The following is a 21,816-nucleotide window of genomic DNA, read 5'->3' on the forward strand; positions in this document are numbered from 1 at the left end:
CGGCAAGCTTGCTGCAAGGTGCGTGATTCGATGAAACCAGGCTCACCGAAGCAACCAGGCCCGACGCGGGTCGCCATCCGAGCCTATGGTTCACGCGCCAGGTTCACGCGAAAGGTGAGCGTTTTCGGGACTTGCTCAGCCGCGTGAGAAAGGTGCGAGAAAATCCGCACGCGACATCACTTTAAACAATGCTCCCCACGACGAGCGGACACGTCACGCGCTGAAGCACTTCAACCTTCGATCAGAAAGCGCTCCCGATTCTTGCCTGCGAGCCACGCGGGCGAGCGGCCGCGGCCGCTCCAGGTCTCGCCGGTTTTCGGGTTGCGATACTTGGCGACCGAAGGCGTTTTGCGGGCCACGGTGCCCTTGCTCGTGAAACCCAGTTCTTCAGCCGTCAGGTCGTATTCGGCTACTTTCTGCTTGATCTCGGCGATCGCCTGCGCAATTTCCTTCTCGCGCGCCGCCGCGACTTCCTTGTGGAGTTTTTCGAGCTGGGCAGTCAACTGCTTGTACGAGGCCATGACGGGTGCTCCGATCATTTTGACGAGAACTGAAGTGCGGACACTATCAGACGAATAAATTGCCGGATAGAGAAGCCCGACACCGCGAGCGGGTAACGCGCTTAAAAGACGCCGGCCCGGACGCAGTTGGTTCGCTCAATCGTCGATTGCATCGTACACGCGGCGTTCGAAGTCCACTGTCATTGAAAACGGTTCGACGGAGCGCCTTTGAATCAGCATCAGACCGATCAGGTCTTCCACCGGATCGGCGAACCAGCTCGTGCCATACGCACCCGGCCAGCCGAACGAGCCCATCGAGCGATAGCCGAGCGGCAGCTGCTGCGCCGGATCGTCGACGATGGACAAGCCAAGGCCGAACCCCTGCCCTGCCCACAGCGCATGACCGAAGGCCGACACGCGGCGTTGGTCGCGCGTCAGAAAATTCGAGCGCATCAGATCGACCGAGCGGTGCGACAGCAAACGCGTCGTGCCGACCCGTCCGCGACCGAGCAGCAGTTGCGCGAATTGCAGGTAGTCCTGCGCCGTCGAAACCAGCCCGCCGCCGCCGCTCTGGAATCGGTCCGGATCCGCCCACCGGCTCGACGACGGATGGTCCTCGACGATACGCCGCCGCGTACCCTGTTCGACACCATATGCCGTGGCCAGCCGGGCGAGTTGCGCGTCGGGCACCCAGAAAGCAGTATCGCGCATGCCGAGCGGCTCGAAAATCCGCGTCCGGAAAAACTCGCCGAGCGTCATACCGCTCACGCGTTCGATCAGGACGCCGAGGACATCGGTCGCGATGCCGTAGTGCCAGCGTGAACCGGGCTGGAACATGAGCGGCAAACTTGCCATATGGGCAAGCCAGGCGTTGGCGTCCATGTGCGCTTCGAATCCGTTGAAAGCGGCTGCGTAAGCCTCGGCCAGCGGGCCGGTCGCGGTGAAGTGATAGGCGAAGCCGGCGCGGTGCGTCAGCAGATCGAGCACGGTGAGCGACGCTCTGGCGGGGTCGGTTTCGTCGAGTGGGCCGGTGGGGTCGCGCAGCACGCGTGGCGCGGATAGTTCCGGCAACCAGAGTGAGATCGGCGTGTCGAGGGCGAGCCGATCTTCTTCGATCAGCATCAGGATCGCGGCGCTGGTCACCGGCTTGGTCATGGAGGCGATGCGGAACAGCGTGTCGCGCTCCATCGGCAACTGCGCCGCGTCGTCGCGCCAGCCGAGCGGCTCGAAATAGCCGATCTCGCCGCGCCGCCAGACCATCGACACCACGCCCGCCACTTCACCGCGTTCCACGTAGCCTTGCATGGCGTTGGTCAGCGCCGTCAGCCGAGACGCGGAAAGTCCTGCTGGTTGCATGTTCGTCCTGAATCAGTGGAGGGAGATGGCAGCCTGCTCGCCCTGACCTGATGCGCGCTTTCCGTCGGCGGACGGCGGACGGCGGACGGCGGACGTCTGGAGCGTAAGGCGCCGTTAGCGCGTGCGCGACGAATGACGTGGCTTGCCATCCTGCCAAGACAACGCCCTGCGCCGCGCCGCCAATGTGACCGTCACGTTCCCTTATTTTTGCAGAAAACGTTACCCGATCGAAGGTTACGTCAAAGCCGTCCACTGCGCGGGGCGTTCAGGCTTTCTGGCGCTGCTCCAGAGCCGATAGCGCGGCGTTGAGCCGTTTGACGCGGTTCGCCTGCGCCGGCACCAGGGCCGCGCCGGAAACAGAGTCGATGCGGTTTCGCCAATACGACAGCGGGATGCGGTCTGCCGCGGAGATATGCGAGATTACGTGTTCAAGATGTTCAATATCTTTTTCGAGTTGGTGATGATTCATTGCTTTCCCCGGATTACTCGTTGAACTATTTTCAATGTGTAAATCGAAGCATAAAGCGTGCCGCAATTACTTCCGGTTTTTGCCTGAACGGAAAATCCTTCCTGGCACTTTCCGCATAAGCGACCAAACCGGCAAAACCTGCCCACTGCTTGAATCTTGAGCCACTGGCAAGAGAATACTGTGGCTGAACTTCGCGTTCCGTTAGGTGCCGCACCGACTTGGCTAAACGACGCGAATTGGACGTTTTTAATTGCGCTCGGCGACAAGAAAAATATTATGAAGCGTGGCATTAATACCCATTGAGCATCATAGCCGCGGAGAGAACCCGCATTAGACGCAGGTCTTTATGACGGCCGTACGCTTATCGCGCCGACCTTGAAGCATTGCGTGAACCCGTTTGCCGCGCACGAATGAAATCGGTGCGACGATCGAAACGCCCGCAATCGTTGTCGAGCCGCGGCTGAAGGAAGAATGCTTGAGGCGTTGGTCGCGCCGGCCTTGCGCCGGCGCGCCGTTATTTCGCCCGGCAGGCGTAAATCAGGTTGAGCGTGCCGTTCTCGGTGGACTGACGCACGACATCGAACGCACCGCCGCAACTTGCGCTGGCCTGCTGCGAGCAGGAGTCGGAACCGGCTGGGCACTGCACCAGCGTCGTCGCGCGGCCGTCCGGCAAAAACAGCGGCGCGCTGCTGCTGCAACCGCTCAGCGCGACCATGGCGCCGGCCGCCAGCGTGGCACAGGCCCGACGCGCGTAGAAGGAGAGACTGCGTTTCATTTGAAACCCCGATCACGTCTTGTTTTTCGATCACGCGATTGTGCCACGCGTCAATTACGCTGCGTCAATCGCCATCGCCGAACGTTGTCACACGTCGATGCCGTATGCCGCGATCTTCTTATAGAGCGTCGCGCGACCCATGCCGATCTGGCTCGCCGTGTCGATCACACGACCGCCATTGGCGCGCAAGGCGTCGCTCAGGAATCGCTTCTCGAAGGCGGCCATCGCCTCACTCCACGAGGCCGGTTCAGGCGCACTAGCCTGCGCGCCTGCCGCGTGCGCCGTCGAAAGCGCCTCGGGCAAGGGCACGTTCGGACGATGCGCGCCGCCGCCATGCGCCGAGCCGATAAACGGCGCCAGTGCCCGCGCATCGATCCGCTCGCTGTCGGACAGCATTACGGCGCGCTCCAGCGTGTTGCGCAATTCGCGCACATTGCCCGGCCAGCCGTACGAACACAGCAGCCGCAGCGCGTCGTCCTGCAATTCGAAGTGACTGGCGCCGCGCGCCTGCGTCGACAGATCCTCGAGCATCGCGTAGGCCAGCGCCTCGATGTCGGAGGTTCGCTCGCGCAACGGCGGCGCATGGATCGTCAAGACGTTCAGCCGATAGAACAGGTCAGCGCGAAAACGCCCGGCCGCGACGAGCGCGGGCAAATCGGCCGACGTCGCCGCGATGATCCGGACATCGGCGCGCACGATCCGGTTCGACCCCAGCGGTTCGAACTCCTTGTCTTGCAACACCCGCAGCAGCTTGCCCTGCAAAGGCAGCGGCATATCGCCGATTTCGTCGAGAAACAGCGTGCCGCCGTTCGCGAGTTCGAACTTGCCGACGCGCCCTTTGCGGTCCGCTCCGGTGTAGGCGCCGGGCGCGGCGCCGAAGAATTCGACTTCGAGCAAGGTGTCGGGAATCGCCGCGACGTTGACCGTTACCAGCGGCTGATTCGCGCGCGCCGAGCCGCCGTGGATGGCATGCGCAAGCAACTCCTTGCCGGTGCCGGTTTCGCCGAGCAGCAGCACCGGCGACTCGAGTTGCGCGGCGCGACGTGCCTGGCGCTTCACTTCGAGACTGGCCGCGCTCGTGCCGACGAAACTGCCGAAGGTATATTTGGCCCGCCGAGCCTGCGCGAGCGACTGGCGCGTCGCGATCAACTCTTCCTGCACGCGCGAGTAGTGGGAAAAGAGCGGCGTCAGCGCCTTCAGTTCGTCGAAGAGTGCGAAGCCCACCGCGCCCACCGTGGCGCCCGCGTCGTCTTTCAGCGGCAAACGCGTGACGACGAGCGGTTCGCGGTCCGTTTCCAGAATATCGAGCAGAATCGGTTTGCCGGTGTTGACGACCTCGCGCATCAGGCTGTTCGGGATCACCGCTTCGCAATCGCGGCCGATGGCCTGCGCCGGGTCCGCAAACCCAAAGCGCGCCGCATAGCGTTTGTTGATCCAGACCACGCGCGCGTCGGCATCGACGATAAACGTGCCTTCGCTGAAATTTTCGAATGTGCGGAAGAGCGAATCCATCGCCCGGCGCAGTACGTCGCCGTAAGTGGCAGGCAAGCCTGCCCAGTCGTTCATCATGTTGTCGCTGTCTCCGGCTATCGTTTTATTATGCCCGTCTCATTTCGTAGACAAGCTTATCTCATTGAAGAGATCGCCAGCAAGCTTGCAGCATAAGGGTTTAACCTCAGTTTGGCTTAACTTCAGCCAATTTACGTCCCGTTTTTGAGACGTTTGGGTACAATCGGCCGGATCGCGTTTTGAACTTCGGTCTGCGAAATCAGGCGGCTGGCCGTTGCCGCGTATGTGGCACGGAACCTGCATTTGCGGGCGCCATGTCGCCGCACCCTCGAGACGGCGACCATGTAGAACAACCAAGCTTTGGAGACTCAATGTCCTTTGTCATCGTCCTCGCCGCGCTGGCGTTTCTGATGTTTGCCGCTTATCGCGGCTACAGCGTCATTCTATTTGCGCCGATCGCCGCGCTCGGCGCCGTTCTGCTGACCGATCCGGCGGCCGTCGCGCCGGTCTTCACCGGCATCTTCATGGAGAAGATGGTCGGCTTCGTGAAGCTCTACTTCCCGGTGTTTCTGCTGGGCGCCGTGTTCGGTAAAGTCATCGAACTGTCGGGCTTCTCGGAATCGATCGTGGCCGCCGCGATCCGCTATATTGGCCGCTCGCGCGCCAATGCGGTGATCGTTGCGGTGTGCGCGCTGCTCACCTACGGCGGCGTCTCGCTGTTCGTGGTGGTGTTCGCGGTCTATCCGTTCGCCGCCGAGCTGTACCGCCAGAGCAATATTCCGAAGCGCCTGATGCCCGGCGCGATCGCACTCGGCGCATTCTCGTTCACCATGGATTCGCTGCCAGGCACGCCGCAGATCCAGAACATCATTCCGACCACTTTCTTCAAGACGACGTCGTGGGCTGCGCCCGCACTCGGCGTGATCGGCTCGCTGTTCATCATCGTGGTCGGCCTGACGTATCTGGAATGGCGCCGCCGTTCGGCGATGGCGACCGGCGAAGGTTACGGCACGGATCTCATCAACGAGCCGGATCGCGTGGAATCGAAGCAACTGCCGCATCCGTTGCTGGCGGTTGCGCCGCTGGTTCTGGTCGGCGTCGCGAACTTCCTGCTGACCCACTGGATTCCGAACTGGTACGGCGCGTCGTACACCGTTGCGCCGGACATTCTGCCGGGCATTCACGCACCGGTCACGACGACGATCAAGGCCGTGGTCGCCATCTGGGCCGTGGAGGGCGCACTGCTCCTCGGCATCATCATGGTTGTCGTGACGGCGTTCAACCGCGTGCGCGAGCGCTTCGCGATCGGCACCAAGGCTGCGGTGGCGGGCGCACTGCTGGCTTCGTTGAACACGGCGTCGGAATACGGTTTTGGCGGTGTGATCGCAGCGTTGCCGGGCTTTCTGGTGGTCAGCAACGCGTTGAAGAGCATTCCCAATCCGCTTGTCAATGCAGCTGTTTCGGTGAGCTCGCTGGCGGGTATCACGGGTTCGGCGTCGGGCGGCATGAGCATCGCGCTCGCGGCCATGTCCGACACATTCATCAAGGGCGCGGAAGCGGCGCATATTCCGATGGAAGTGTTGCACCGGGTCGTCGCCATGGCGAGCGGCGGTATGGACACGCTGCCGCACAACGGTGCGGTGATCACGCTGCTGGCAGTCACGGGCTTGACGCATCGGCAGTCGTATCGCGACATCTTCGCGGTCACGGTCATCAAGACCATGGCTGTGTTCTTTGTGATCGCAGTCTATTACGCGACTGGTTTGGTCTGAGCGGGTGGGGGCTGGGCACGATGCCGGCAACGCGCCGGCATCCTGAGTTTTGATCGGTTACCTTGTCATCCCGACAACCGATCTTGCCTCGCACACCTGCCATGAGCTCAGCGCCTTCTTTCTGGATGATTCCCACAGCACCCACGCCGGTCGGCCCGTTCTCGCATGCTGCCGAGGCCGACGGCTGGGTCTTCCTGACCGGCCAGATGCCGACCTCCCCGACCGACGACGCCGTGCCGCTTCCCGAAGGCGTGGTCGCCCAGACCAAGCGCGTGATGGACAATCTCGTGCTGGTGCTCCAGGGGCTGGGCCTCGGTCTGCAAAACGTGGTGGCGGCACGCATCTTCCTGACCGAGTTCAAGCGCGATTACGCGCCGATGAACGAGATCTACCGCGCCTTCTTCCCTGCCGACGCGCTGCCGGCGCGAACCTGCATCGGCGTCACCGCACTGGCGCGCGATGCGCTCGTCGAAATCGATTTCATCGCCAAACGGCCGGGTTGAGCGCGCGAAGCCGAATGGCGTATCAATGCGCCGATTGCTCGTCGAGTCCGTAGTGATCGGATAAGGCTTCGTGCAGCGAGATCGAGAGTTCGTCCATCTCGGTGGTCCAGCGTCCGTTGTCGCTGCATAGTCGCTGCAACCGCCGGCATTGGTCGACGAACCGCGGTTCCTGCACGACGACGAACGCGCCGCTCGCGCTATGCGCCCAGCCGGCCAACGCCTGTACGTCTTCCTCTTCGACGATCGCAAGCAGTCTCAGCAGATCTTTTTGCAAGTGCTCTTTGAGCATCGCCGTGTAGCGCGCCTTGTCGTCCGCGCTGAGCGTGCTCGCTGCGTTGGGAGCGGGGGCCATGGCCTCGGCTGACGCTACGTTCTCCGGTGCAGCCTGTATCTGTGCCGGGGGCGTTGCCGACGCCACCGCCAGCAACGCGGCTTGCAATTCACTCAGCGACGCCGGCTTGGCCACATGCCCACTAAAGCCACGCTCGCGCCAGTTGTGCGCTTCCTCGTTTTCGGCCACGGCGCTGAAGGCAAGCACCTGCACGGTCGCATGCAACTTACGCAACGCGGCCAGCAGCTCGTAACCGTCCATCTCCGGCATGTGGATGTCGGTCAGCACCACTTCGAAACTCGCCTGTTCGAACAACCTCAGCGCGTGCCTACCGTCGTGGGCAATAGTCGGCGCGCACCCCAACTCGACCAGTTGTTCGGCGATCAGATTCTGGATCAAGGGATTGTCTTCCGCGACGAGGACGGGAAGACCTCGCAGCTCCGGATGGGTTCCCACCGGATCGGCCATTGTGGGCGCAGGAGTCGGCGGCGCAGCTGCGGACGTGCCCCCGCGCGCCAGTTCGATCGCCGACCGAATTGCCGACCGGCTGAATTCAGTCACCTCGAGCACGCCGTCGCCGCGCGCCTCGGGATGGTGCGGACCGCCACGCGTGATCCACACGGCGCCGACCCGTTGCATCACGCGCAGAGCAGCGACCACCTCGAGATCGTATTCGCCGGTGACGATTAACACGTCTGGCCGGTTCACGCGCAACCACGCCTGCGCGGCGGCCGATGAGGACACGAGGTGTCCTGCCCAACCCGCGCGCTGGAGCCAGCGGTCCAGAAATTCACCGACTTCCTGCTCCATGGACAGGATGAGCACCGTTCCGCGCTCCTCACGGACCGTTGCCGGCGCTCGCAAATCGACGGCCGGCTTCGCGAGCGGAATCGATACGCGGAATGCGCTGCCCACGCCGGGCACACTCTCTGCGGCAATCTGACCACCCATCAGCTCGCACAAGCGCGCGCAGATCACCAGGCCAAGACCGGTGCCGTCGGCTCCGCGCGAAGCACTCTGCTCCCCTTGCGCAAACGGTTTGAAGAGCCGCGCCAGCGTTTGCTCGTTCATCCCAGCGCCCGAATCCGAGACCCGGCAAGTCAATATCGCGCGGTCCGGTGAATCGTCCGTCACTTCGGCGCGAAACGTGATTTTGCCGGTCGAGGTGAACTTGAACGCATTGCTCAGCAAGTTGTTGACGATCTGCGCGATGCGCATGCGATCGCCGAGCAACGTCTGTTCGAGAGTCGGTGAGAAGAGCGCATAGAAACGGATCGAGCGGTCACCATGCATCGGCGCGTAGGAGAGCGCAATGCTTTCAAAATCGTCGATCAGACAAAACGGCTCCGTGACCAGCGACATCGCGCCAGCATCGATCTTCGAAAAGTCGAGAATGTCGTTGACAACGCGGCGCAGCGCACCTGCAGCAAGGCCCAATGTTGCGAGCCGTTGCGAATGCGCCTCGAGGCCGGGCGTGCGGGCGAAAAGTTCGAGATTGCCGAGCAGCGCGTTCAACGGCGTACGGATTTCGTGGCTCATCGCGGCGAAGAAATTCGTACGCGCGCGCATCAGCGCCTCGGACGTTTGCTGTGCATGCCGCAATTGGCGTTCGAGCATGGTCTGCGCGGTGACGTCGAGAATCGCGCAGAACAGCACGTTCTCGCCAGCGTAACGCGCGGGCGCGTAAATGAATTGCAAAAACCGTGAGGGCGCGCCTCCGTCCTGGTCCGGCGGCAGCGAGGTTTGCGGCTCGTCTCGCTGCTTCGTTGGCGATTGATGCAAAGACTGAGGCAGCATCTGCGCCGGCCGCGCGGGCGCGACGAAGGCAGCCACCCGCGCAAACGACATGGCCGACGGCTGATCCGGCGCCTGAACCAGAAATTCGCCGACGATATGCGGCGGGAGCCGGTTGCCATCGGCCTCAATCCCGAGCAACTCGATCGCAAGCGCGTTGGTGGTCAGGACCGAATAGTCGCTCTGCCGAACAATGCACAAGCCGACCGGCGTCGCGCTAACCAGAATGTGGTTGAGCATTTCGCTTTGCAGCGCGCGTGAAGTCTCCGTGAACGAATTGCGCAGCAACCGCAGCCCGAAATAGCGGGCCATCAGCACAATTTGCCATCAGGATGAGCGCCGTCAGGCAGCCAATCACCGCCAGTTGCCAGCCGAGTGCGACGGCCAGCGCGCCCCATGGTACGTAGCCGACCAGGAGGCCGAAGCCCATCGCCAGTGGCTCGTGAAAAATCGCGCCTTCGCGGCCGTAGTGAAAGATCTGGGTGGGCGTAGCGGCCACCGCCTGCTGCACCAGGTTGGCGATCGAGGCGTCGAGCGGCACCGACGACACGGCAATGCGGTGGTCCACCGTCATCAGCAGATTCACGCCCTCGTTGTCAGGTGGCGCGATACGCAATGCGAGCGCGTCCAGCGGCAAGCTCGTGCTGATTAGCACGGTCGGCGTGTCGCCGGCATAGTAGGCGCTCACCGCGGAAATCACCGGACGATTCTGCAGCGGATCACGGTACGGTCCGAGCCAGATACACTCGCCTTTTCGCGGCACGCGCCTGCCGGTTTGCGCCTCGATCCGGCGCTCGAGCGTCTCGCGCAGCACGCTCGCGATCGCCGGTTGCGGCGCAGGCATTGCGGCCTGATCGGGACCGCCGGTTTGGCCCACTAGCGGCTGAGTCAGCGAAGGCAGAATCGCTACATAGTCTTCATTCAGCCCAATCAACGTTGCCCGTTGCCGCAATTCAAAGGCCTGCTGGGTGACGAGTGTCGATTGCGCCGATTCGTAGAGGCGCCCGAGTTTTTCGCCCAATTGCAAGCCCCAAGCGTTGCGCGTGATTTCGTCGACCACAATGTCGAAATTTGAGTCGACACCGTCTGTCTTGCCGAGCGCTACGCCGGTCTTCAGGATCGCTTGCTGTATGGCATCCGGCGCGCTCCGCCCGCCGGATGGGCCATAGTAATAACCGAGCGTCAACTCGGCGCGCCGCAGGAACGACTCATCCTGGTGGATGAGCAGAGAGACGTCGGTGGCGTTCTGTGACGCGAGGGCCCGGCGATAGTCGAGCTGCTTGAGCCCGGCGACGACAATCAGCACCAGCGCGAAGATCACCACGATCAGCATCAGCGAACCGATCGTCGCCAGGTAGAGCCGCTGTTGGCGCTTCGCGCTCTGCGCGAGCGTGGCGAAAGCCTGCGCCAACGACTCTTGAGTACGGTCGAGGATCTTCTGCATTAGCTCGCGTAAGTGGCAGATTCTCGCAGGCAGACCGCTGCAAAATCAAGGGACAAGGAGCGTCTGCGGTCCTTGGAGGAGTGCAGTGTAGACCTTTTGAAGGCATCGCGCGACGCATGCGGCACCATTTCACGCCGCCATCCGCGATGCGCCAAACAGCCCCGTGTTAAAGGCTTAGACCAGGCTGAACCTGAGCGGTTTACCGGGAAACCGTCAAGACTAGCGGGGTTAATTGCCGATATTCCTTGCAATCAAGTAAGCACCGCGCCGACGCGCGGGTTAGCACCAGCCAGGAAGCCATGGAATGGCGCCGTCGAAGCGGCGCGCGCGGGCGAAGCAGGCCGTTCGCCGTCGTCGCGGCCGAAGTGCGCATGCTGGCGCAACGCGGCGCGGGGTCGTCGGGGGAAATCAAATTGGTGGTCAAAGCCAGTGCGAACGAAGTTGCGGCGGGCATCGAACTGGTTGCACGCACAACGTCGCAGATGCGCGTGATCGACGAGGCGGCGGGCCGCGTGTCGTCGATCATCGTCGACGTGGCGAATGCGAGCAGCGACGCCTGAGATCAGGCGACGCCGCGCGCCAGCTATGGCAAGCGATGTCGAGCAGGAAGAAGCTACATTGATCTGATAGATCGGCGTTACTCCCACCTCGACAGTCCAGTATTGACGCAGCACGATGGCACCGTCAGCGCCCAGTTGTTTGCAAGGGCAGGCTGACCCGAGTAACAACGGCGTTTAGCGGCCCGCCCCCTCCGTGGACGGGCCTATTTTTTTGGGGCTGACTCTGGTGTATGCGCAGTTGAGGATTGTGGAGGTTCCGCCTTCGATCCTTCGTTGTTGCCAGTGCAGCAGATAAGGTGAACGGTGAGGAAATACGGGAGTGCATCCTCACAAACTCGCCACACGACGATCGCCTCGCACAAAGCGATGCGATGCTACGCTAGACAGGCAGCGTTTCCATTCTCGCGCCACATGCTGCCACGATGACACAAGCCCCTTCTCATGCCGATTCCCGCCACCGGAGGCCGACGTGATCCCTTCCGACTCGCCTCGCGTCAATCCGCTGTCTTCGCACCTCACCGCCATGGCGCGCAACAACGCGTGGTCAAACCTGCGCCTCTACCGCGCTTGCCTCACATTGACCGACGAAGCGTTCGCCGAGCGCAGGGTGAGCTTCTTCCCTTCGTTGCAACTCACGTTGAATCACATCCTTCTGGTGGACCGTTACTACTTCGACGCGCTGATCGGCGGCGGCGCAGGCCTCACCATTTTCGATAACGAACTGCCCTATCAGCGCGCAGCCGACCTATGGGATGCACAAGCGCGGAGCGATCAGCAACTGCTCGCCTTCTGCGAATCGCTGAGCGACGACGATCTGCCACGCGAAATCGAGATCGACCGCGGGCCGTCGGTCGGGGTGCAACGCGAGCAGGTCGGCAGCGTACTGCCGCATGTTTTCGTCCATCAGATTCATCATCGCGGGCAAGTTCACGCGATGATGAGCGGCACGGCGGCCGCCCCACCGCAGCTCGACGAGTTTTTTCTCGCCGCCGACGCACCGCTGCGCGCTTCCGAACTTGGCGATCTCGACACGATGTGCGAGCCGCGAACCACGTCGCGGTCCGCCCATTTCCCCTAGCCGGAGAGCGCGTCAACTGCGTGACAGTCATCGAGAAGGATCGCACCGTGACGGGGCACGAAAAATGCATCCGTCGTTACCGAGAGTCGCGTTAAACTGGTTGTCACGGCAGGACGTCACAATACGCGCTGCCCGGCGGGCCGCGCCAGTCAACGCGCTTGGCGGCGTAAGGCACGCGGGCAGGCGAATGGGTTAACGCGCGGGCAACCACGTAAAGCGTGACGGCGGCGCGACAGACGCCGCACTACCGTGCCTTTACAATGGTTCGATCAACAACGGAACAAGGACAACTTCGATGCGCACTTCCGGGTCTTCCGGGTCAATGGCCCTGCTCGCCGAATACGACGACGCAACGGCGCGCGAACTTCGCTCGCTGCGCCTCGAATCGACAGAAGACGGCAAAGGCATTCTTTTGATCGAAGTCGATGAGCGCAAGCCAGGCATACATCGCGAAGTGCGCTACGAAATCACGCCGGCCGAACTGATTGCCGCAATTCGCGCGCACGGCGCCGAATTGCCGGGCGAACAGCACAATCATCGTCAATGAAATCCGTCACGCGGCATTGCACTTTCGGTGCGAATGCCGCGTGGCGCTTTAGCATCACTGGTCTCTAATTGCTTGCTGAGCCGGCGTCTGCGGACGTCCATCGGGCATTATTTCCGCTTCAGCACCGCGCGCGACATTCGCACCTTTTTTCGTTTTGTTCAAGTCGCGCTGCTAATGCGTCTTTCAAGTGGCTCAGTGCGCTTGAGATAGCGCTTTCCATACCCAAGTAAAGGGCATCTTTTCAAGGCGTTTGCACGTCTTGAAAATGCGTCCATAATCCTTGCATTCTCCTTTGCAATTCCTACCTGCGCCGCGCCCGAAAGGGCTGCGGATGTAAGCCGATGCTACATGATCTCGTCGAGCAATATGGGCCGGCGCTCGTGTTCGTGAACGTGCTCGCCGCCTCGATCGGGCTGCCGGTTCCGGCGATGCCGTCGCTCGTGCTGTTCGGGGCGATGGCTGCCATGCATCCCGGTTCTGTGGGCACGCAGTTGGCGCCGGTGCTCATCCTGTCGATATTCGCCACGCTGATCGGCGACAGCGCGTGGTATTTCGCCGGCCGTATGTACGGCGGCAATACGCTGAAAACCATTTGTCGCCTGTCGCTCTCGCGTGACACCTGCGTAAAAAAGACCGAGCGTTTTTTTGGCCGTTGGGGTGTGAAAGTGCTGGCGGTGGCCAAGTTCGTGCCGGGACTGTCGATCGTGTCAATCCCGATGGCGGGCGCCATGGGCACGCGCTACCGCACGTTCCTCACTTACGACAGCATCGGCGCCGCGTTGTGGTCAGGCACCGGCCTGATCATCGGCGCGTTGTTCGCGAAGCAGATCGACATGCTGTTCGCCCTGGCCGGGCGCCTTGGCCGCACGGCCGCGCTGGTCGCCGTCGGCCTGCTGCTGGCGTATGCCGCGTACCGCTGGATCCGCCGGCGCCAGTTGATTTCGAAACTCGCAACCGCGCGGATCGACATCGACGAACTGGCGGCGCTCGTGAAGGCCGGCAAAACGCCGGTGCTGTTCGACATCCGTTCGCAGGAGAAGCGCGCGCTCGATCCATTCGTGATCCCGGGCTCGCAATTCGCCGACGAGCGGCAGCTCGACGAGATCGTCGCGACCTATCCGCACGATCAGAAGTTGGTGATCTACTGTTCCTGCCCGAATGAGATTTCCGCGGCATGGATGGCCAAGCAATTGAACGAAGCCGGCTTCTCCGACGTGCTGCCGCTGCGCGGCGGCATGGAAGCCTGGCGTGACTCGGGCAAGCCGGTGGAATCGCTGCCCAACATGCCGCCGCCCGACGTGGCGGTCGACGACGTCGCGCCGAAGGCCGTGTAGCGCAAGCAGCGCATCGGGATTCGCGCCTTCGGGCGCCGCGCCGCTTCGCCTCTCGTTCGATCCATCAATGAACACCGAAGGAGCGGTTCAATGCTTTCGACTCAAGAACCTGAAGTGCAGCAACCGGAAATGCCACAACCAGACGTCGTCGCCGACGCGCCGTTTTCGTCGCTCTCGACACGCATGCATCAGATGTTCCCCGCGCTCACCTGCGCCGAAATCGGCCGTCTGCGCAAGTTCGGCGAGATTGGCCACTGGAAGGCCGGTGAGCTGTTGTTCGAGACCGGCCTCACCGGTCCCGGTATGTTCGTGGTGCTCGAAGGGCGCGTGAAGGTCTATCAGCGCGACGGCATCGGGCGCGAAGTGCTGATCAACGAACATGGCGCCGGGCATTTCCTTGCCGAAGTCGGTCAATTGTCGGGACGGCCCGCGCTGGTCAACGGCATGGCGCTCGGTTCGGTGGAAGCGTTGCTGATTCCGCCAGAGCGGCTGCGTGCGCTGATCGTCGCCGAAGCGGAACTCGGCGAGCGCATCATGCGCGCGCTGATCCTGCGGCGCGTGTCGCTGATCGAAAAGGGCGCGGGCGGACCGATCCTGATCGGCAACAGCAGCGACGCCCGGCTCGTCATGCTGCAAGGCTTCTTGTCGCGCAATGGCCATCCGCATTCCGTGATCGACGAACGCGACGAAGACGCGTTGCGTCTGATCGAGCAATTCGCCGCGCAAAAAGAAGACATGCCGCTGGTGATCTGCCCGGACGGTTCGGTGCTGCGTCATCCGAGCATGCCGGAACTCGCCACGTGCCTCGGCTTGTTGCCCGATCTCGACGATGCGCATGTCTACGACGTCGCGATCGTCGGCGCCGGCCCGGCCGGGCTCGCCACCGCCGTGTACGCGGCCTCCGAAGGCCTGTCGGTGATCGTGCTCGACAGCCGCGCGCCGGGCGGCCAGGCTGGCGCGAGCTCGCGGATCGAGAACTACCTCGGTTTTCCGACCGGTATCTCCGGCCAGGCGCTGGCGGGCCGCGCGTTCGTGCAGGCGCAGAAATTCGGCGCGCACGTCGCGATTCCGGTCAACGTGAAGGCGCTGCATTGCGCGGAGCGGCCGCATCGGCTGGAATTGAAGTGCGGCGGGCATATCACGGCGCGCGCGATTGTGATCGCGAGCGGCGCGGTCTACCGACGTCCGGCGCTCGAAGGGCTCGACCGTTTCGAAGGGCGCGGCGTCTACTACTGGGCGTCGCCGGTCGAAGCCAAGCTGTGCAAGCGCCAGGAAGTCGTGCTGGTGGGCGGCGGCAACTCGGCCGGCCAGGCCATCGTCTATCTGGCGACGCATGCGGCCAAGGTCCACGTGCTGATCCGGCGCAGCGGCTTCGAAGCCACCATGTCACGCTATCTCATCGACCGGATCCGCTCGCTGCCGAACGTGTTCGTGCATCCGAATTCGGAGATCGGGCGGCTGGATGCCGACGACAGCGGTTTGTCGTCGGTTGCTCTGAAAAAACCGTTGCCCGACGGCACCGATCATTTCGACACGCGCCATCTGTTCCTTTTCACCGGTGCGGATCCGAATACCGACTGGCTGCGCACCTGCGGCGTCAAACTCGACGAGAAAGGCTTCGTGCTGACCGGCGCGAACGCCGACGGCGCCTCTGTCTGCGATCTCGCGACGACGGTTGAGGGCGTGTACGCGATCGGCGATGCCCGCGCCGGCTCGACCAAACGCGTGGCGGCGGCCGTCGGCGAAGGCGCCGCCGTGGTCGCGCAGATTCATGAACTGCTGGCGGTGTCGGCGGGAGAAGCGGTCGCGCTCGGCGCCTGAATGATCTGGACGGTCTGAAATGGCCGCCGGCCTCGCAACCGCCGGCGGGTAACCTGCTGTTACACACGCCTTCAACTGGTTGCACCTGCTTGTCTTTCTGTCTCGTAATATCGCCGTTAGCCATTCGACAGGAGACAAGCATGTTCCAACGCGCGATCGTTTTCGCCGCCTTCAGCCTTGCCGCCGCCTGCGCATCGACTGCCGCCTCGGCGCGGGTGGACGTCGGCGTGTTCGTCAATACGCCGGGGCCGGTGTATGCGGCACCGCCGGTCTATGCGCCGCCGCCGGTCGTGTACGTGCCCCAACCGGCCTACGGCTACGGTTACGGCTACCGGGACGACTACTATCGCGGCGACCGTCACTGGCATCACGATCATGGCCGTCATCGTGGCTGGGATCGGCATCACGGGCGCGGCTGGTAAAAGCAAGTTCGGGCGCTTCACGCTACAGTAGCGGCTGCTGATCCAGGCCGGGCCTCGTGCTCGCCCCCTTCGCAGTCACTCATTGATCGACGCCCGCGTGAAGACTCTTTCGCTTTCCGCTGCCCGCACCCTCCATCTGGCTGCGCAAGGTTTGCTGACGCCGCCGCGCCGCAAGGCCGTCAAGGCCGACGTGCTCGACGCGATCCGCCGCATGGCGCAATTGCAGATCGACACGATCCACGTCGTCGCGCGCAGTCCCTATCTCGTGTTGTTCAGCCGGCTCGGCACTTATCCCCAGCAATGGCTCGACGAACATCTCGCCGAAGGCAAGCTATTCGAATACTGGTCGCATGAAGCGTGTTTCGTGCCGATCGAAGATTACGGCCTGCTGCGCCATCGCATGCTCGATCCAAGCGGGATGGGCTGGAAATACGCGGCCGAGTGGCACAAGAAGCATCGCAAGGACATTGAGAAGTTGCTCGCGCACATTCGTGCGACTGGACCGGTGCGCTCCGCGGATTTTGCTCGCGAGGCGGGCAAGGGCAACGGCTGGTGGGACTGGAAGCCGGAGAAACGCCATCTGGAAGTGCTGTTCGCGATCGGGCAATTGATGGTGGCCGAGCGGCGCAATTTTCACCGCGTCTACGATCTGACCGAACGCGTGCTGCCGCATTGGCACGACGCGCGCGATCTGCCGCCCGCGCACACCGTGACCGACGCCGTGTTACGCCGCACGTGCCGTGCGCTCGGCGTCGCGCGCGCCGATTGGGTCGCCGATTACTACCGGATGCCGCGTCGCCCGTATCGCGACGAACTGCATGCGCTCGCCGACCAGGGCGAGCTGACTCCGGTGCGCGTGGAAGGGTGGAAGCAGGACGCGTACGTGCATCAAGACTTCGCCGCAATACTCGACGATGCCGCGAGCGGCAAACTCACCTCGACGGTCACTACGGTGTTGTCGCCGTTCGATCCGGTGGTGTGGGACCGCAAGCGCGCGGCGGCGCTGTTCGACTTCGACTACGCGATCGAATGCTACACGCCCGCGCCAAAGCGCAAATATGGTTACTTCGTATTGCCGTTGCTGAGCCGCGGCCGTCTGGTCGGCCGCGTGGATGCGAAAGCGCATCGAACTCAAGGCGTGTTCGAACTGAAGTCGCTGCACATCGAACCGGGCGTGCGTCTGAGCGCGCGTCTTGCCGGCGATCTGCGGCGCGCGTTGCAACGCTGCGCGGATTGGCATGGCACGCCGCAACTGGAAATCACGTCCGCGCCGCCGGAATGGCTCGACGCGTTAAACGTCGATGACACCTTGGGCGACAGCGTGGCCGCCTGAACGCCGCATCAGCGTCGCACTCAATGCAGCGCCGCCCACGCGAGCGACAAGGAAAACACGCCGAGCACGATCGAAGCGCCGCGCTGCATCTTCACCGGATTGAGCCAGGTGAGCTTGCCGCTGCCGAGCGCCGCGCCGAACGCGATCCACGCGAGCGCGATCGGCACCAGCAGGCACGCGAACATCAGCATCGAGAAGGCGTAGGCCGGCAGGTGCGCAAAAGCGACAGCCGGGAAGATCGTGCCGGCGAACAGCAAACCCTTCGGATTGAGCAGCGTGGCCACGAACAACGTGCGCATGCCGCTCGCTCGCTGCGCCGAGTCGGGCAAAGCGACTGCGGCGCGCCACATGTCGACGGCGAGATAGGCGATGTACAGGCCAGCCGCCACGCGCAACAGCGAGGGCAACCAGGGCAGCGCATGCGCCGCCTGGACGAGAAAATGCCCCCACACCGAGATCGAGACCAGATAGCCGCCCAGTTCGGCGGCGATCAGCGGCAGCGAGCGCCGCACGCCTTGGCGCAAGCCGGCCGCAGCAAGCAGCGTATTGGCGGGGCCGGGCGTAATCAGCACGACGACAATGCCGACGGCCAGCAGCGCGATAGCAGACGCAGAGAGCATAAAAAAGGCGCAATGTTGGAGACAGTGCGCCTTTTTATCATAGACAGCGGCGGCGCCGAAATGCAGCGGCCAATTACGATGACGAATCGCAACCACGTGATGCCGTCACACCAAACTGGAGCAACGGCCATTCGACATCGGCATGCATGCCGATGTAAATCGCGCCGCCCACCGGCAACGCGCTGTCGCCTTTAGTGATCCAGCTTCGCGCGTAGCTCGCGAGCGGCTTCCAGCAGACCTTCGTATCCGGAACGTGCATGCTCGGGCAAATCGGGATCGCCGACGAACGTGCCGAGCGTTTCGATCAGGCTATACAGAATGCCCTTGGCGGCGCCGGATGCAATGCTGCCCGACGAAACCTGCTGATCCACGTGACTGAGCGCCGCGTCGAGGTTTTCCAGATCGGGCCGGTCGCCCGTGGGTGGCTTAGGCGTTACGTCTTGCGTCATGATGAAACTTCGCTCCTGTTGATGCAGCGGTGAACAAGCCATCCTTTCACGTTGTTATATACCGATCGTGCGTTGCCGTCCATTCGTGATCAGCACGCATGCGACCGGCGTCAAGGCGTCCATCGATACATCAGAATTTTCGCGCGGGCGTCGTCCTCGAGTAGCACGACATACTCGCCATTGTCGCGTTGCACCGCGCTGATACCAAGATACACGTCTACCCAGCCGCTCGTGTTGCCGACGCTCGCGCCCGGCGTCATATAGCCGACCGCCTGACCGGTGCGCGCGTCGTAGACATCCACCTTCTGCGTGTACAGCTCCGCTACGAAAATGTAATTGCCCGCCACCGCGACGCCCACGGTCGTCGTTTGCGGATTGCTTTGTGTGTTCCAGGGCAGCGAGATCGTGTACTGCTGTGTCGGCGTACTGGAGCTCCAGTTGTCATAACGCGCGAGCACTGGGCCCGCCTCTTTCCAATGCGTCGCATCCCAGGGAATCGCGCTCGTGAAGCCGGAGATGTACAGGGTATCGGTCGCCGCGATGTAGACGATCCGCGCAATCCGCGTGAACGGTTGCGGCATCGTGAACATCTTCGAGCTGGCGTACGTGTAGATCGGATTGCCGGCGGAATCGAGACCCTGCAACGGCATTTCGCGGATGCCGCTCAACGGCGTGGCGAGCCAGACATTGCCCGGCGTGTCGACCCACCAGAAGCCGTTGCCGACGGTGCTGCCGGTCGAAGGATTGCTGCTGATCTCGCTGGCGTCGACGCTGCCGTTGCCATTGCTGTCGCGCCACAGCCATTCGCCATACGTGGGCTGCGCCGCGGGCCATGTGCCCGGCAGCGGATTTTGCGCGAGCAGGCCGGACGGAATCGCCATTTCACCGTGCGCGGCGTCGAAGCGATAGACGTTCAGATAATGCGCGCCTGGATCCAGCGTGTAGAGAAACCGCTGGCCGTTGATTCGACGCACCATCGGCTCGCCGCGCACACCGCGCGGCTGATGAAACGCGGGGTCGTCCGGATAGTCGAAACGGTCGAGCGTGAAACCCGCATACGACCATTCGTGGCCGACGGGCTGGTTGTAATCGAGCGTGAAGCGCTTCGAGCCGGTGTAGACGGAATTGGGCGTGGCGGGATCGAACGCGGCGCTATCGACGAACGTCAGACCGTACAGCCGCCAATTGAAGGCATGCGAACTGTACACGTAGCTTTCGAGCACCGCGCCTTGTCCGACCGATACCGATCCGACCGGTCGCGGCCCTTCGCCGTTCTGCGCGACATACAGATTGCCCGCGGGATCGACGCCGATCCCCGTCATGCCGTTGAAGCGCCAATTGCCCGGCACGCCTTTGACCGCGTGAAAGATGCCGTTGCGCGTGCCGATCGGCGCGGCGGTTTGCGGTTGACCGCTGCCGTCTTTGTTAAAGACGAGAATCTGTTGCGACGGTCCATTGTCGGCGACGAGGATTTGCCCCGCCGGCGTGACCGCAATGTCGGCCGGCACAGCACCCACGGGCAGTGTCAATGTGCCGGCGAGCGTGGTGCCATTTGCGGCGTAGTGTTGAATAGTTAGGCTTCCAGACGAGACGCCGCTCATCACCCACAGTGTCGAATCGGTATCCACCGCAATGCGTCCCGGCGACGTCACGTTCCACGAGCGCAAACGCTGCATCGAATTCGCGTCGAACACGACGATCCGGTTCGCGTAGGTATCGGCCACATACAGTTCGCTGTCGGTGGCGGCCATGCCACGAATGCTCGCGTCGTTACCGGTCCCTACCGTCTCGAGCGGCAGAAAGCTGTTCTTCGTCGCATTGGCGCTATTGCCGATGCCACCGCTGAACGGCGCGCCGGTCGCCAGATTGGCGAGCGTGCGGCGCGTGATGCCGTACCAGGTCAGGTTGGCTGCGGGAAAGTCCGCGCCGACCAGAGCGTTGCTCTCGTTGCCGATCGACATCGCCGCGTAGAGGTAGGTGTGATTCACCGCGACCGCGTCGCCACCGGCCGCGCCCCAGCCATGCGTCGAGCCGGCTACGGCAATCTTGTCGCCCGCGCGATAGGCGGCGATTTCGCTGCCGCTTTCGTCCCAGGGCGCGTTGGTGTACACGGTGCCGTCGGCGCCGACGCTGATGGCCTGAATATCCTGCTGCATCCATTTGCCGTCGCCGAAACCAAAGCTATTGCCGATCCATGAGGTGGTGTAATTGAGTTGCGATTGCGCTGACGTATTCAACGGAATAAGGCTGTTGAAGATAACAACTGCCACGCCCAGGCGAGAGAACAATGTCACGACGGTATTTCCTTGCGAGGTGCGAAGCGCGTACGGTCGGCATTTCCGCCGTACATTCGCGCGCATGCGGTTCGATGGCCAATCGCGCATGCGTGAAAGTTGGCGCTTTATCCTCGCATAGAAAAATCGGAAATATATTTATAAAAAATTCGCGTTAAATATTTAATTACCAAAACGATTCGAAGCGCATAAGCTCACGCACGATACGGTGCTATTTGCCCTTCACGCGCGGATGCGATAAGCGCACCGCCGCGCGCCGGCCAGCACATGCTCCTCGCGCTCAATCGAACCGTCTTCGCCCACGATCTCCGCAAAGAGTTGCAACTCCGTGCGGCAAAATCCCTGGCAGGTTCGCGCCGCCGCACAAATCGGGCAATGGTTTTCGAGCAGCAGCCAGTCGCGTCCGTCTTTTTGCAACTCCGCCATGTAGCCCTCGGCGCTGCGAATTTCCGCCAGCTTCGCGAGCCGCGCCTTGAGGCCTTTGACCGGCTTGAGCGCTGCCAGATAATTCGCGCGCGTTCCAATGGCGCGCTGGTCGATCAACTTGTCGAGGCCCGCTTCACCGAATAGCTTACGAATCGAACCGAGCAATTGCACCGTCAATTGCGGATGCGTGTCGGGAAAGCGCGCGTTGCCCGCGTCCGTCAAAGCCCAACTTTGACTGGGCCGCCCCGGCCCCGTTTGCGAAGCCTGACGCCCTGCTATCAACCCGCCGCTCAGCAACTTCTGGATTTGCTGGCGCGCCGCCTCGACAGTGATATCGAGTTCGCCCGCGATCGACGCGGTCGACAACGGCCCCTGCACTTTCAACAGATTCAGGATGCGATCCACCGGCACAGCTGTCGTCGCGATCGACGCGACGCCCGGTGAATTTTCCAAGCTTTCATTTGCATATCTCATCGAGT

The 21,816-nt window shown here is 62.7% G+C and carries 19 protein-coding genes and 1 pseudogene; 9 read left to right on the forward strand and 11 right to left on the reverse strand.

Going from position 1 to position 21,816, the window contains the following annotated elements:
* Window positions 1-230: 230 nt before the first annotated feature.
* From HF916_RS27660 to HF916_RS27680, 5 genes are all read right to left on the reverse strand, one after another.
* Window positions 231-521: an H-NS family nucleoid-associated regulatory protein gene (locus HF916_RS27660; RefSeq protein ID WP_168791906.1), complete on the reverse strand. Its 291-nt coding sequence runs from the start codon at window positions 519-521 to the stop codon at window positions 231-233.
* A gap of 135 nt (window positions 522-656) precedes the next feature.
* The gene (locus HF916_RS27665) at window positions 657-1,856 is read right to left on the reverse strand and encodes a serine hydrolase domain-containing protein (RefSeq protein ID WP_168791907.1); all 1,200 of its coding nucleotides are present in this window, start codon (window positions 1,854-1,856) and stop codon (window positions 657-659) included.
* Window positions 1,857-2,121: 265 nt separating this feature from the next.
* Window positions 2,122-2,325: a hypothetical protein gene (locus HF916_RS27670; RefSeq protein WP_168791908.1), complete on the reverse strand. Its 204-nt coding sequence runs from the start codon at window positions 2,323-2,325 to the stop codon at window positions 2,122-2,124.
* 514 nt (window positions 2,326-2,839) lie between these two features.
* On the reverse strand, window positions 2,840-3,100 hold the full coding sequence (locus tag HF916_RS27675; protein WP_168791909.1) for a hypothetical protein: 261 nt from the start codon (window positions 3,098-3,100) through the stop codon (window positions 2,840-2,842).
* An 87-nt stretch (window positions 3,101-3,187) separates the two neighbouring features.
* On the reverse strand, window positions 3,188-4,669 hold the full coding sequence (locus HF916_RS27680) for a sigma-54 interaction domain-containing protein (RefSeq protein ID WP_168791910.1): 1,482 nt from the start codon (window positions 4,667-4,669) through the stop codon (window positions 3,188-3,190).
* A gap of 311 nt (window positions 4,670-4,980) precedes the next feature.
* Here HF916_RS27680 and HF916_RS27685 point away from each other — a divergent pair, with 311 nt between their 5' ends.
* A complete protein-coding gene (locus HF916_RS27685) occupies window positions 4,981-6,381 on the forward strand; it encodes a GntP family permease (protein ID WP_168791911.1) in 1,401 nt (466 codons plus the stop codon).
* A gap of 101 nt (window positions 6,382-6,482) precedes the next feature.
* Window positions 6,483-6,884, forward strand: coding sequence for a RidA family protein (locus HF916_RS27690; protein WP_168791912.1), 402 nt, complete (start codon window positions 6,483-6,485; stop codon window positions 6,882-6,884).
* Window positions 6,885-6,906: 22 nt separating this feature from the next.
* On the opposite strand, the gene HF916_RS27695 is transcribed toward HF916_RS27690, so the two are convergent.
* The gene (locus HF916_RS27695) at window positions 6,907-9,321 is read right to left on the reverse strand and encodes an ATP-binding protein (protein ID WP_346777724.1); all 2,415 of its coding nucleotides are present in this window, start codon (window positions 9,319-9,321) and stop codon (window positions 6,907-6,909) included.
* Window positions 9,227-10,453, reverse strand: coding sequence for a hypothetical protein (locus tag HF916_RS51750; RefSeq protein ID WP_346777725.1), 1,227 nt, complete (start codon window positions 10,451-10,453; stop codon window positions 9,227-9,229). The genes HF916_RS27695 and HF916_RS51750 overlap by 95 nt, the downstream gene beginning before the upstream one ends.
* A gap of 303 nt (window positions 10,454-10,756) precedes the next feature.
* On the opposite strand from HF916_RS51750, the pseudogene HF916_RS27700 reads away from it, so the two are divergent.
* The 7 genes and pseudogenes from HF916_RS27700 to HF916_RS27730 all read left to right on the forward strand — a co-directional run.
* Window positions 10,757-11,007, forward strand: a pseudogene (locus HF916_RS27700) (methyl-accepting chemotaxis protein); the annotation flags it as partial.
* Between the two features lie 475 nt (window positions 11,008-11,482).
* Window positions 11,483-12,091, forward strand: coding sequence for a DinB family protein (locus HF916_RS27705; RefSeq protein ID WP_168791913.1), 609 nt, complete (start codon window positions 11,483-11,485; stop codon window positions 12,089-12,091).
* Window positions 12,092-12,386: 295 nt separating this feature from the next.
* Entirely contained in the window at window positions 12,387-12,638 is a 252-nt protein-coding gene (locus tag HF916_RS27710) for a hypothetical protein (protein ID WP_168791914.1), read from the forward strand.
* A 341-nt stretch (window positions 12,639-12,979) separates the two neighbouring features.
* Window positions 12,980-13,972 (forward strand): DedA family protein/thiosulfate sulfurtransferase GlpE, encoded by a 993-nt coding sequence (locus tag HF916_RS27715; protein WP_168791915.1) that lies wholly within the window; start codon window positions 12,980-12,982, stop codon window positions 13,970-13,972.
* A 90-nt stretch (window positions 13,973-14,062) separates the two neighbouring features.
* Window positions 14,063-15,793, forward strand: a complete 1,731-nt coding sequence (locus HF916_RS27720; protein ID WP_168791916.1) for an FAD-dependent oxidoreductase — start codon at window positions 14,063-14,065, stop codon at window positions 15,791-15,793.
* 140 nt (window positions 15,794-15,933) lie between these two features.
* Window positions 15,934-16,215 carry a hypothetical protein gene (locus HF916_RS27725; protein ID WP_168791917.1) on the forward strand — a complete coding sequence of 94 codons (282 nt, stop codon included), beginning with the start codon at window positions 15,934-15,936 and terminating at the stop codon, window positions 16,213-16,215.
* A 97-nt stretch (window positions 16,216-16,312) separates the two neighbouring features.
* Window positions 16,313-17,548 (forward strand): winged helix-turn-helix domain-containing protein, encoded by a 1,236-nt coding sequence (locus HF916_RS27730; protein WP_168791918.1) that lies wholly within the window; start codon window positions 16,313-16,315, stop codon window positions 17,546-17,548.
* 20 nt (window positions 17,549-17,568) lie between these two features.
* Here HF916_RS27730 and HF916_RS27735 read toward each other — a convergent pair whose 3' ends face one another.
* From HF916_RS27735 to HF916_RS27750, 4 genes are all read right to left on the reverse strand, one after another.
* The gene (locus HF916_RS27735; RefSeq protein ID WP_168791919.1) at window positions 17,569-18,168 is read right to left on the reverse strand and encodes a LysE family translocator; all 600 of its coding nucleotides are present in this window, start codon (window positions 18,166-18,168) and stop codon (window positions 17,569-17,571) included.
* A 191-nt stretch (window positions 18,169-18,359) separates the two neighbouring features.
* A complete protein-coding gene (locus tag HF916_RS27740; protein WP_012428738.1) occupies window positions 18,360-18,617 on the reverse strand; it encodes a hypothetical protein in 258 nt (85 codons plus the stop codon).
* Between the two features lie 110 nt (window positions 18,618-18,727).
* Entirely contained in the window at window positions 18,728-20,911 is a 2,184-nt protein-coding gene (locus HF916_RS27745) for a hypothetical protein (RefSeq protein ID WP_168791920.1), read from the reverse strand.
* Between the two features lie 222 nt (window positions 20,912-21,133).
* Window positions 21,134-21,790 carry a helix-turn-helix transcriptional regulator gene (locus HF916_RS27750; RefSeq protein ID WP_168791921.1) on the reverse strand — a complete coding sequence of 219 codons (657 nt, stop codon included), beginning with the start codon at window positions 21,788-21,790 and terminating at the stop codon, window positions 21,134-21,136.
* Window positions 21,791-21,816 lie beyond the last annotated feature (26 nt).

It is taken from the genome of Paraburkholderia aromaticivorans (assembly GCF_012689525.1).
GTDB lineage: Bacteria > Pseudomonadota > Gammaproteobacteria > Burkholderiales > Burkholderiaceae > Paraburkholderia > Paraburkholderia aromaticivorans_A.